The sequence below is a fragment of the Halomonas sp. THAF12 genome (assembly GCF_009363675.1).
Lineage (GTDB): Bacteria > Pseudomonadota > Gammaproteobacteria > Pseudomonadales > Halomonadaceae > Halomonas > Halomonas smyrnensis.
In genome coordinates, this window is record NZ_CP045399.1 from 3,107,445 (window position 1) to 3,119,336 (window position 11,892).

Here is an 11,892-nt window from a genome sequence, read left to right on the forward strand (position 1 = left end):
ACTTTACTAGGCGCTTAGCGCGAGAGGATTTATACATGGCTACTGGTACCGTCAAGTGGTTCAACGATTCCAAGGGTTTCGGCTTCATTTCTCCGTCCGACGGCAGCGATGACGTGTTCGCCCACTTCTCCGAAATTCAGGCTGAAGGCTTCAAGTCCCTGCAGGAAGGCCAACAGGTCTCCTTCGACGTGACTCAGGGCAAGAAGGGCCTCCAGGCCTCTAACATCAAGGCCATCGACTGATCCCCGGATCACGATGACCCGGTGAGCCTCGGTTCACCAGGAAAGGGCCCGCTTCGGCGGGCCCTTTTCGTTGTGGCGTTTCCGTTCCGTTCGAGCGCCCTCGCCTCGCTTTCGCCATGCGGGCCCCGGACGACGAGTGACGCCGCATGAGAAAACCCGCCGAATGGCGGGTTTTCTCGTCTCAGCGACTCGGCTCGGCAGCGTGCCGTGCCACCCCGCTCACGCGCGGGCGCCTTCCGTGGCCGCCTCGTCGTCCTCGACGGGCCGCTCGCTCAGGCGTTCGCCCTCGCTGCGGCCGATCACGGCGGTGCCGACCAGGTCGCCGGTGACGTTCAGCGCCGTGCAGCCCATGCCGACCAGGGCATCGATGGCGGTCAACAGCGCCACGGCCTCGATCGGCAGGCCGACCTGGGAGAACACCGTGGCGATCATCACGATGCCCGCACCGGGCACCCCGGCGGTGCCCACCGAGATCAGCGTGCCGACCACCACGACCTGCGCCATGCTGGCCAGATCCAGCGGCGCGCCCGCCACGTTGGCGGCGAACACCGCCGAGATGGCGATGCGAATCGCCGCGCCGTCCATGTTCAGGGTCGCGCCCAGCGGCAGGCTGAAGCCGTAGAGCCCGCGGGACAGCCCCAGTCGGCGCGCGGCGTCCAGGGTCAGCGGCAGGGTGCCGGAGCTGCTCTGGGTGGCGAAGGCGGTGGCCATGGGCGTGCGCGCCTCGCGGAAGAAGTGGCGTGCCCTCACCCCGAAGCCCTTGAGCAGGCCGAGATAGACCAGCAGCTGCACGCCCAGTGCCACGTAGAGCACCACCACCATGTCGCCCAGCGACAGCAGCGTGCCGACGCCCTGCTTCGCCACGGTGCCGGCGACGATGGCGAACACGCCCACCGGCACCACGTGCAGGATGCCGCTCATCACCTTGAGGGTCGCGGCGTTGAGCGCCTCGATCAGTCCATGCAGGCGCTCGCCCAGCTCGGCGTGGGTCTCGGACTGGCGCAGCCGGGCCACGGCCAGGCCGAACACCAGGGCGGTGAAGATGATGCCGAGCAGGTTCTGCTCGGCGAAGGCCCCGACGATGTTGGTCGGCACGATGCCGAGCAGCACCGAGAGGATGCCGGGATTCTCCGGTACCGACACCGAGCCGGCGCCCTCGAGCGTCATGCCCTCCCCCGGCGACAGCAGGCTCGCCACCGCCAGGCCGACGACGATCGCCAGCGCCGAGGTCACCAGGTAGTAGAGGAACACCTTGCGCCCGATGCGCCCCAGGCTGCCGTCGCGGCCCTGGTTGACGCCGGACATCAGGGTGAACAGCACGATGGGCAGGATGATGAACTTCAACAGCCGCATCAGCAGCTCGCCCAGCGGGGCCAGCGCCTGGCCGACGGCCGGGCCGCCGATCAGGCCGACCACGGCGCCCAGCACCAGGGCGATGGTGACGCGCAGGATCAGCGAGCTGTCGCGATAGCCGCGCCACAGGGGAAACAGGAGAGTGGACATCTTGACCTCTTCGGAAACGATAAGCGCCGCGGACCTTAGGCCCGCGGCGCCTTGTGTGCAAAGACCAGATGGTTAGGAGCTTATAACGTCCTGCGTCTTGTACTGGAAGTCGCTGGCGTCGTGACGCTCGTGCAGCTGCGTCTCCGGCTCGCCGAAGGTGCGGTTGACCATGCGGCCGCGCTGCACCGCCGGACGGGCATCGATCTCCTTGGCCCAGCGCACCACGTGCTCGTACTCGTGCACGCTCAGGAACTCGGCGGCGTCGTACAGGCGGCCCAGCACCAGCTGGCCGTACCACGACCACACGGCCATGTCGGCGATGGTGTACGCGTCGCCGGCCAGATAAGGCGACTCGGCCAGGCGGCGGTTCAGCACGTCGAGCTGACGCTTGGTCTCCATGGCATAGCGGTCGATCGGGTACTCCAGCTTCTCCGGCGCGTAGGCGTAGAAGTGGCCGAACCCGCCGCCGAGGAAGGGCGCGCTGCCCATCTGCCAGAACAGCCAGTTCATGGTCTCGGTGCGCCCCTCGAGGTCGCCCGGCAGGAACTCGCCGAAGCGCTCGGCCAGGTAGAGCATGATCGAGCCGGACTCGAACACCCGGATCGGCTCGTCCGGGCCATGATCGACCAGCGCCGGGATCTTCGAGTTCGGGTTGATATCGACGAAGCCGCTGCCGAACTGGTCACCGTCGCCGATGCGGATCAGCCAGGCATCGTACTCGGCGTCCTGATAGCCCAGCTCGAGCAGCTCCTCGAACAGCATTGTGACCTTCACCCCGTTGGGCGTGCCCATGGAGTAGAGCTGGAACGGGTGCTTCCCGACCGGCAGCGCCTTGTCGTGGGTCGGCCCGGCGATGGGGCGATTGACGCTGGCGAAGGTACCGCCGCTGGCCTTTTCCCAGCTCCATACCTTCGGCGGAACGTACGCGTTACCTTGGCTCATGGGACCTCCTGGCTATCGGATGATGGCAACAGACTAACACGTGGGATCACGTTAGCATCCTATCAACCCCTTAGGGCACACTTATCACCCACCGCGAGGCTGATGGCCGCCCCGCGCGCACAAAAAAACCACCGCCCTCTCGGGCGGTGGTTCTCGTCTCACGGCAGGGCGCGGCGCGGGTCGGGCCTTATTTCCCCGCCAGCCACTCCGCCACCTGCTTGGTGTAGTAGCTGACGATCAGGTCGGCGCCGGCGCGCTTGAAGCCGACCAGGGTCTCGAACACCACCTGCTGCTCGTCCAGCGCGCCGGCCATGGCGGCGTACTTGATGCCGGCGTATTCGCCGCCGACCTGGTAGGAGGCCAGCGGCAGGTCGGTGCGCTGGCGCAGGTTGGCCAGCACGTCGAGGTAGGGCGTGCCCGGCTTGACCATCAGGATGTCGGCGCCCTCGTCCTCGTCCAGCAGCGCCTCGACCAGCGCCTGGCGGCCGTTGGCGATGTCGAGCTGGTAGCCCTTGCGGTCGCCCTGGAGCTCGCTGTCCACCGCGGTGCGGAAGGGGCCGTAGAACGACGAGGCGAACTTCGCCGAGTGGGCGAGGATCGCCACCTGCTCGAAGCCGGCGGCGTCCAGGCCCTCGCGCATGGCGCGCACTTGGCCGTCCATCATCGCCGAGGGCGCGAGCATGTCGGCGCCGGCGCGGGCCGCGGCGACGCTCTGCTTGACCAGGTTCTCCACCGTGGCGTCGTTGCAGACGTGGCCGTCCTCGACCACGCCGCAGTGGCCGTGGCTGGTGTATTCGCAGAAGCAGATGTCCGGGATGACCACCATCTCCGGGCAGGCCTGCTTGATGGTGCGGATCATGCGGGCCAGCAGGCCCTCGTCGTTCCAGGTGTCGCTGCCCAGCTCGTCCTTGTGGCGGGAGATGCCGAACGGCATCACGTAGCGCACGCCCAGCGCGGCCAGCTCCTTGATCTCGGCCTCGACCATGGCCTCCGGATAGCGGACGATGCCCGGCATGGCGGACACCTCCTTGGGCTCGTCGATGCCTTCCTCGATGAAGATCGGATGCACCAGGTCGTTGAGGGAGAAGTCGTGCTCCCGGACCAGATCACGCATGGCCGGCGACTGACGCAGCCGGCGGGGACGACGCAGGGGTGACGCTTCGAGTTGGCTCATGTTCATGGTTCCGCTTGTCGGCCCCTCGCGGCGCGCTTGGGCGCCGCGCCAGGGCCAGGGAATGTGGGGTCAGACGCCTACGCTAACATGGCGCCCGGTTAGCGCCCTATCCACTGCGACCCTTCGCCCCACCCGGGGGTGTGCGCCGGCGGTGGGCCGGATCGCCCTAGGTTCGCACCAGCCGCGTCAGCCGCACGTCCACGGTGAGGCTGAGCGAGGTCAGCGCCGCGGCCCTCTCGCGCCCCTCGGCGCTGGCGCGATGCAGGTGCGGCGTCATCGCCAGCAGGTCGGCGATGGGCTCGGCGCCCTCGAGCGCGATGGGATAGCGCAGCGCCTCGGCGGGCTTCCGCGTGAAGCCCTCGGGCGCGACCTCGTCGTCCTCGCGGGGCGGCTTCAGGCTGGGGTAGATGATCTCGCGCAGCTCGCGCAGGTGATCCGGCCCGGCCTCGACCAGCAGCAGCTCGCCGCCCGGCTTCAGCACCCGGGCGAACTCCGGGTAGACGGGGAAGCCGAACAGGCACAGCACGCGGTCGAGGCTCTCTGCCTGCACCGGCAGCTGGGCGTTGGTGCCCACCACCCAGGTGGCGGCCTTCTCGCGCTTGGCGGCGGCCAGCACCGCCCACTTGGAGATGTCCACGCCCAGCAGCGACAGCGTGGCCGCCCCACCCTGCGCTGTCTCGCTCTCGGCCGCCACACCGGCAAGCTCGCGCAGCGCTCGTAGATAAAAGCCCTCGCCGCAGCCGGCGTCCAGGCAGCTCAGCGTGCCGCCGGCGGGCGCTTCCGCCAGCACGGCGCGGCCGACCGCCTCGGCGATGGGCCGATAGTGGCCGGCCTCGAGGAAGCGCCGCCGCGCCGCCACCATCGCCTTACTGTCGCCGGGATCGCGGGAGCGCTTGTTCTGCACCGGCAGCAGGTGCACGTAGCCCTGGCGGGCGATATCGAAGCTGTGCCCGGCCGGGCAGCGCCAGGCGCCGTCGCGACGCTCCAGCGGGTCGCCGTCCAGCGGGCAGGCCAGCGCCTCGAACGATGTGGTGCTCATGGGTCGCCCATCCCCTTCCTTTGCTGGGTTACTTCCGCGAGGCATGACGCGCTCATGCCGCGGCGGTGTTCACGGTCGCGCCCTCGGGGCCTGCCCGATGGCGCGCCGGGCGACATTATACCCGGGCGGCCAGCCGTCCGACGGCGGCGATGGTCTCGTCGCGCTCGGCCCCGGTCGCGTTGGGCATGAAGGTGTAGGCGACGGCGATCACCGCGCCGCGATCGCCCGGCCAGGCGATGCCGATATCGCTGGCGTTGCCCACGCCGTTGGTGCCGGTCTTCTCGCCCACCAGCCACGACGACGGCAGGCCGGCGCGCAGCCGCGCATCACCCACCTTGCCCTCGATCATCCAGGACGCGAGCTGGTGCCGCGACGACGGCGACAGGGCATCGCCCAGCAGCAGGGTGCGCAGCGTCGCCATCATCGCCAGCGGCGTGGTGGTGTCGCGCTCGTCGCCCGCGTGGTCGTGGGTGTTCAGCGCGGGCTCGACGCGATCCAGCCGGGTGGTGTCATCGCCGATGGCGCGCAGGAAGGCGGTGACCGCCTCCGGCCCGCCGACGCTCTCGATCAGCGCGTTCGCCGCCGCGTTGTCGCTCCAGGCCACCGCCGCCTGGCACAGCTCGGCAACGGTGAGGCCGGGCTCTCCCAGCCGTTTCTCGGTGATCGGCGTCCAGCCGACGAGATCGCCCTCATCGATCACGATGCGGCGATCCAGCGTCTCGCGGCCCTCGTCGACCCGGCTCAGCACCGCCGCGGCGATGAAGCACTTGCCGGTGCTGTTGAACAGGAACCGCTCGTGGCCGCGATGGCTCGCCACCGCGCCGGAGGCCACGTTCATCAGCGCCACGCCCACGCGGTCGTCGGCCGAACGCTCCAGCTCGCCCAACTGCCGCTCCAGATCGGCCGCCTCGGCGGACGTGGTGGACGCACTAGCAAACGCCGGCTGGCCAACGGCCAGCATGGCGCCGCCCGCGGTCATCGTCCCGAGGACCTGGCGGCGTGAGAGGGTCGGCATGGTGGGGCTCCTGGGCGGGATTCGGCGGAAAAGGGAGCGAGCAGAGTAGCCGGGGCACAGGCCCGAGGCAAAAAAGAACCCGCTCAACGGCGGGTTATCAAGGAGTTTATAGGACTGGAGAGAATCAGGGTCTGTCCCCGATTGGCTCCAAGCCACAATGAAAAGGGCGTCCGGCGTCCCCCGGCCGCGTACTACAACGACTTGTTAAAAGATCAGGCCCGCTTTGGGTAAACGTGATAACGGTCAGTACCCGTTTTCTCGATTACCACCCGATCGCCTGCGGCCAAATTGTGGACCTCGAAAAACTCGCCCACCCAAGCCCGACGGCGAAAAATTTTCTTATCGCCCGCAATGTCAGTGCGCACTGGAGACGAGATGCCGCTGTGAACCTCGAGAGCTCTCGGAGCCAGACTACTGTCATTGCTTCCTCCGATAGAATCTGATGGAAAGAACTCGATTACCGAAGACAAATAAAGATGATCGTTGTTGATATTGCCTTGGGTCAGCTCGATTTCGACAAATTCCATTTGATGCTTCCTTTTACTTTTAAAGCCAGGGCTCAGCCGCCGCTTTAGCGGTCGGCTGCATTGACTTGTTAGAAAACCTTACCACGTTACTTCTACTACGATTTTTCCATTGGCATCGCGCTGTTCAACTGACTGGGTGCGATTGAAACCTTTGATCGAAGTGTGATCCGTATGGACTACAGAACCAACTTTATTTCCACTGGAATCCAAGACCGCATATGTCCAGATATCGGTTTCAGCCAAAGTACCTTTTGATCGGTGGCTTTCTTGCTTTAAAGTTTCGCTTGGATTCAACTTAATTCTATCTTTCAAGGCTTGATCTCCATTGGTTTTATAACATCTAAAGAAGGGTCACCGCTCGCGGCGCCCTTCTTTCTTAACTTGTTAGGTATGGTGCTTTATTTCTGTTGAATTCGTCAGGATTTGATTGAACTATTTTGAATTTATATTCAGCTATAGCATGGATAAGTCTATGCAATAGCTTCTCTATTTTGTATATCTCTGTTTCTTCAAGATAAAGAGCCTCCTGAAATTTCTCAATAGGCATTCTTACATCATGATCATCAAAAGGTTTAAAGGAATACGTTATATATTCCATTTGCTCCTCATCTGAATGACTTACCACTTTATCTCTTAATCTTATGAGCTTATCTTTTATCTCGCGTTCTTCTGTAGTGAATTCAAAGTCAACCGCTGATAAGTCTAGCTGCTCCCGACCTCTTCCTGTTTTGAAAGGCCGAGCGAATGATACAACTAATGCAGTCTCAAAACATCTAAATCTTCTAAGATCAACTCTACTGTACTTCTTTTCATACTCACACTCTTCCATCAGGAAAGTTAAAGCTGACAGTGCTTGCTGAAAGTCCCATCCTGAATAGATGATTCTGTGTGAAATTGAGCAAATCCCTTTATTCATGCTTATTTCCCCTAAAAGCACCTAACAGGTATTAGATAGCCGTCGTGTTTATCCACTTGAACGCGCCGGCACGCTCATTCGTGTTATACCGCGCTCCAAAAAATCCTAACCCTCTGATTTTAATTCAAAAAAATCATACCTTGGCGTTATAACACCAATCATGGTGCCGGCGGCATAACACGGGTAGGAATATTCGCCATGGCGTGGGAAAGCCCTTCTGGGGTCGGAATCCCACGAGTGACCGAGAACCCTCGTAGAAAGACACGCTACCGCCCGGGGGTCACATCCTTTCCCAGCGACTCCTTTCGCGTTGTGCTCTCCTGCTCCGTTCGATCGGCCGCGGCCTCAACCACTGAAGCCTAGTTAACCTTAGCCAGTTTACGTTCGGCAACAAAAAAAGCCTGCCGATAACGGCAGGATTTCGTATGACGCGGGTGATGGCTAGCTAGGCGGCGCTCATCCGCCCTGCCCTGGCGATCACTCCCACTCGATGGTGGCGGGCGGCTTGCTGCTCACGTCGTAGGTGACGCGAGAGACGCCGAAGGGCTCGTTGATGATGCGGTTGGAGACCTTCTCCAGCAGCTCGTAGGGCAGGTGCACCCAGCGGGCGGTCATGAAGTCGATGGCCGCCACGGCGCGCAGGGCGATGACCCACTCGTAGCGGCGGCCGTCGCCGACCACGCCGACGGACTTCACCGGCAGGAAGCCGGCAAAGGCCTGGCTGGTCTTGTGGTACCAGCCGGCGTTGTGCAGCGCCTCGATGAAGATGGCGTCGACGCCGTTACTTGGGGCCTGTCTCCGGTCGGCTCCAGGCACAAGGAAGTCAGCCTGGGAGGCTTCCTGCCCACTGCCAGGCAGGCTATGGTCCTATCTCTATTCTCAAGCGATAGGCCCATCGATGTCCCGACGTCTCGCAGTGACCGGAGGAGCCGCGCTGGCCGCCCTTCTCTCCCTCCCCACTCTTGCCCAGCAAGGGCACGATGGCCCACCACCCGGCCAAGGTGGCCCGCCGCCGATGTCCGCGGAAGACCAGGCGCTGAGCGAGGCACTGCGCGCACGCATGGGAGACACCAGCACCCAGATGCAGAGCGTGCCTATCCCCGAGAGCGCCGCCGAGTGTGGCGACACGCCCGGTTATGAGCGCATGCTGTGCCTGATCGATCTGCTCAAGGCGGATATCTCCGACGATGACATCCTGCAGAACCTGCAGCAGGACTACTCCCTCGCAGAGGCCGAGAACTGGAGCAACCTGCCCGCGGGCGCCTTCCCGAAACGCCCCGGCGTGCTGCTGGGCGAGCTGAACATCAAGCAGCGCGGCCTCGTCAAGGCCATCATGCTGGAAGCCACCGGCCACGCGCCCGATGAAGGCTTCGACGAGATGCTCCAGACGCTCAACGCCGATGACTACATCAACACCGTTAGCACCGACTACAAGGCCGGTTACTCTTCCTACAACACCAAATTTGCCTTCCTCGGCACGCCCGGCGAGACCGGCACCTGGGAGCTGTACTACGGCGGCCACCACATGGCCTTCGCCAACACCTACACCGACGGCAAGCTGGCCGGTGCCACGCCCTCCTTCCGTGGCGTGGAACCCTTCCCCTATTTCGAGATGAACGGTCGAGTGAACGAGCCGCTGACCCAGGAACGCGATGCCTTCGCCACCCTGCTCAGCTCGCTCTCCGATGATCAAAAGGCCGAGGCCACGCTGGAAGGCACCTACCGCGATATCCTCGCTGGCCCCCAGGCCGACGATGCCATCCCCGAACGCTTCGAAGGCCTGCCGGTCTCCGAGCTGGATGATGACCAGCAAGCGCTGCTGCTGACGGCCATCGCGACCTACGTGGACGACATCTCCGCCCCCGAAGCCGCGGCCTACATGGAGAAGTACACCGCAGAGCTGCCGGACACCTACCTCGGTTTCTCCGGCACGCCGCAGGTCAGCGCCGAGAATGATTACGTGCGGATACACGGCCCGTCGCTGTGGATCGAATTCTCGTTGCAGTCGAACAAGTCCACCGACAAGGTCGGCAACCATCCGCACTCGGTATGGCGTGACCGCACCGACGACTACGGCGGCCAGAACGAATGAGCCGGCGCACTTCCTGGCGCACCGCCCTGCTCGCCCTTGCCGTGGTCTCCCTCGGCAATGGGGCCAGCGGGGCGGGAGGCGGCCTCATCGAGACGGCTCGGGCCCACGCCCTGCCCGGCAGCGTGCTGACATTCGAGCAGCAACCGCAGGACACGCTGCTCCTCACGCTCCAGTTCCCCCGGGAAGATCTGCTGATCGCCGCGCCAGAACTGGCAGCCCTTGGCGAGCAGCCACCAGGCCATCCCCTGCCGCAGCCGCTGATGGATCGGCTCGGCGACTATCTCCGTCAGCATCTCGCGCTCTCCAGGGACGGCGACACGCTGCCGCTGACACTCACCGATGCGCACCTCACCTCCACCTATCGGCCACAACTCGGCGACTACCTGCTGGTCGTCACCCGGTGGAACCTGTCCTACCAGGGCGCCACGCCAGTCTCCCTGCGGCTGAAATACGACGCCGTGATGCACGAAGTCCGCAATCACCGCGCCGAAGTCGAATGGCAAACTCCCGAAGGCAACACCCGGCCGATGGCCGACTTCGGCTTCTTCCACTCCGCCCAAGGCGTCCGGCTCGACCTGAACAAGGCCAGGCAAGGGCCAGCCGAGCAGGAGTGAGCAGAGCACGACACTGCTGAATGAAGCGCACGAAAAAGCCCTTCCAGCCAATGGCCAGAAGGGCTCTTCGCCTGCGGCGCTCTCATCTCGATCCGTTCAGGAGACCGTCTAGACGGAACACTGCGTCAGCTCGGCGAGGGCGGATCGTCAGGCGATCACTCCCACTCGATGGTGGCGGGCGGCTTGCTGCTGACGTCGTAGGTGACGCGGGAGACGCCGGAGAGCTCGTTGATGATGCGGTTGGAGACCTTCTCCAGCAGCTCGTAGGGCAGGTGCGCCCAGCGGGCGGTCATGAAGTCGATGGTCTCCACGGCGCGCAGGGCGATGACCCACTCGTAGCGGCGGCCGTCGCCGACCACGCCCACGGACTTCACCGGCAGGAAGACGGCGAAGGCCTGGCTGGTCTTGTGGTACCAGCCGGCGTTGTGCAGCTCCTCGATGAAGATGGCGTCGGCCTCGCGCAGGATGTCGGCGTATTCCTTCTTCACCTCGCCGAGGATGCGCACGCCCAGGCCCGGCCCCGGGAAGGGGTGGCGGTAGACCATGTCGTAGGGCAGGCCGAGCTCGACGCCGAGCTTGCGCACCTCGTCCTTGAACAGCTCGCGCAGCGGCTCGACCAGCTTGAGCTTCATGGTCTCGGGCAGGCCGCCGACGTTGTGGTGCGACTTGATGACGTGGGCCTTGCCGGTCTTTGAGGCAGCGGACTCGATCACGTCCGGGTAGATGGTGCCCTGGGCGAGGAAGTCCACGCCTTCGATCTTGGCGGCCTGCTCGTCGAACACGTCGATGAAGGTGTTGCCGATGATCTTGCGCTTCTCTTCCGGGTCGGCCACGCCCTCGAGCTTGCCGAGGAACAGGTCTTCGGCGTCGGAGCGGATCACGCGCACGCCCATGTGCTGGGAGAAGGTCTCCATCACCTGGTTGCCTTCGTCCTTGCGCAGCAGGCCGTTGTCGACGAACACGCAGGTGAGCTGGTCGCCGATGGCCTTGTGCAGCAGCGCGGCGACCACGGAGGAGTCCACGCCGCCGGACAGGCCGAGCAGCACGTGTCGGTCGCCGACCTGCTCGCGCACGCGGGCGATCTGGTCCTCGATGATCTGGGCCGGGGTCCAGTTGCGCTCGCTCTGGCAGATATCCAGCACGAAGTGCTCGAGGATGCGCTGGCCCTGCAGGGTGTGGGTCACCTCGGGGTGGAACTGCACGCCGTAGAAGCGCTTCTCTTCCCAGGCCATGGCGGCGATCGGGCAGCTCGGGGTGGAGGCGGTCACGCTGAACTCGGCCGGCACCTGGGCGACCTTGTCCCCGTGGCTCATCCACACGTCGAGCAGGCTCTTGCCGGTCTCGGAGTCGATGTGGTCGGCCATGTCCTTGAACAGCGCGGTCTCGACGTCGAGGCGCACCTGGGCGTAGCCGAACTCGCGCTTGTTGGAGCCTTCCACGGCGCCGCCGAGCTGCTCGGCCATGGTCTGCATGCCGTAGCAGATGCCGAGCACCGGCAGGCCCATCTCGAACACGCACTGCGGGGCGCGGGGCGAGCCCAGCTCGGTGACGGATTCCGGGCCGCCGGCGAGGATGATGCCGTTGGGGGCGTACTCGCGGATCTCTTCCTCGGTGATGTCGAAGGCGCGGATCTCGGAGTAGACGCCGATCTCGCGGACCCGGCGGGCGATCAGCTGGGTGTACTGGGAGCCGAAGTCGAGGATCAGGATCTTGTGGGCGTGAATGTCGGTCATCTGGCCATTCCTATACGAGGCGGGCAAAACGGGGAGCAAATTTCGCGGGCCGGAAGCGAAAAGCTGGAAGCCGCCCGGCGGCGCGCTTCCAGCTC

The 11,892-nt window shown here is 64.5% G+C and carries 12 protein-coding genes and 1 pseudogene; 3 read left to right on the forward strand and 10 right to left on the reverse strand.

Annotated elements, in window-relative coordinates; all coding sequences use genetic code 11:
- Nucleotides 1-35: 35 nt before the first annotated feature.
- Entirely contained in the window at nucleotides 36-242 is a 207-nt protein-coding gene (locus tag FIU88_RS14405) for a cold-shock protein (RefSeq protein WP_016853567.1), read from the forward strand.
- Between the two features lie 219 nt (nucleotides 243-461).
- Here FIU88_RS14405 and FIU88_RS14410 read toward each other — a convergent pair whose 3' ends face one another.
- The 9 genes and pseudogenes from FIU88_RS14410 to FIU88_RS14450 all read right to left on the reverse strand — a co-directional run.
- Nucleotides 462-1,745: a dicarboxylate/amino acid:cation symporter gene (locus FIU88_RS14410; protein ID WP_152479678.1), complete on the reverse strand. Its 1,284-nt coding sequence runs from the start codon at nucleotides 1,743-1,745 to the stop codon at nucleotides 462-464.
- Nucleotides 1,746-1,817: 72 nt separating this feature from the next.
- Complete coding sequence (gene yghU, locus FIU88_RS14415; protein WP_152479679.1) at nucleotides 1,818-2,687, reverse strand: glutathione-dependent disulfide-bond oxidoreductase; 870 nt, start codon at nucleotides 2,685-2,687, stop codon at nucleotides 1,818-1,820.
- Nucleotides 2,688-2,874: 187 nt separating this feature from the next.
- Nucleotides 2,875-3,861, reverse strand: a complete 987-nt coding sequence (hemB, locus tag FIU88_RS14420; RefSeq protein WP_152479680.1) for a porphobilinogen synthase — start codon at nucleotides 3,859-3,861, stop codon at nucleotides 2,875-2,877.
- Between the two features lie 166 nt (nucleotides 3,862-4,027).
- Nucleotides 4,028-4,900, reverse strand: a complete 873-nt coding sequence (locus tag FIU88_RS14425; protein WP_152479681.1) for a putative RNA methyltransferase — start codon at nucleotides 4,898-4,900, stop codon at nucleotides 4,028-4,030.
- A 115-nt stretch (nucleotides 4,901-5,015) separates the two neighbouring features.
- Complete coding sequence (bla, locus tag FIU88_RS14430; RefSeq protein WP_152479682.1) at nucleotides 5,016-5,915, reverse strand: class A beta-lactamase; 900 nt, start codon at nucleotides 5,913-5,915, stop codon at nucleotides 5,016-5,018.
- A gap of 212 nt (nucleotides 5,916-6,127) precedes the next feature.
- A complete protein-coding gene (locus FIU88_RS14435) occupies nucleotides 6,128-6,442 on the reverse strand; it encodes a hypothetical protein (protein ID WP_152479683.1) in 315 nt (104 codons plus the stop codon).
- A gap of 78 nt (nucleotides 6,443-6,520) precedes the next feature.
- Nucleotides 6,521-6,754: a hypothetical protein gene (locus FIU88_RS14440; RefSeq protein WP_152479684.1), complete on the reverse strand. Its 234-nt coding sequence runs from the start codon at nucleotides 6,752-6,754 to the stop codon at nucleotides 6,521-6,523.
- A 64-nt stretch (nucleotides 6,755-6,818) separates the two neighbouring features.
- Nucleotides 6,819-7,358 (reverse strand): hypothetical protein, encoded by a 540-nt coding sequence (locus FIU88_RS14445; protein ID WP_152479685.1) that lies wholly within the window; start codon nucleotides 7,356-7,358, stop codon nucleotides 6,819-6,821.
- 477 nt (nucleotides 7,359-7,835) lie between these two features.
- Nucleotides 7,836-8,132: pseudogene (locus FIU88_RS14450) on the reverse strand (GMP synthase (glutamine-hydrolyzing)); the annotation flags it as partial.
- Between the two features lie 241 nt (nucleotides 8,133-8,373).
- Here FIU88_RS14450 and FIU88_RS14455 point away from each other — a divergent pair.
- Nucleotides 8,374-9,450: a DUF3500 domain-containing protein gene (locus FIU88_RS14455; protein WP_216647281.1), complete on the forward strand. Its 1,077-nt coding sequence runs from the start codon at nucleotides 8,374-8,376 to the stop codon at nucleotides 9,448-9,450.
- The gene (locus FIU88_RS14460) at nucleotides 9,447-10,064 is read left to right on the forward strand and encodes a hypothetical protein (RefSeq protein ID WP_152479686.1); all 618 of its coding nucleotides are present in this window, start codon (nucleotides 9,447-9,449) and stop codon (nucleotides 10,062-10,064) included. The genes FIU88_RS14455 and FIU88_RS14460 overlap by 4 nt, the downstream gene beginning before the upstream one ends.
- A gap of 155 nt (nucleotides 10,065-10,219) precedes the next feature.
- Here the strand turns inward: FIU88_RS14460 and guaA are convergent, their stop codons facing one another.
- Complete coding sequence (guaA, locus tag FIU88_RS14465) at nucleotides 10,220-11,797, reverse strand: glutamine-hydrolyzing GMP synthase (protein WP_152479687.1); 1,578 nt, start codon at nucleotides 11,795-11,797, stop codon at nucleotides 10,220-10,222.
- Nucleotides 11,798-11,892: the final 95 nt, after the last annotated feature.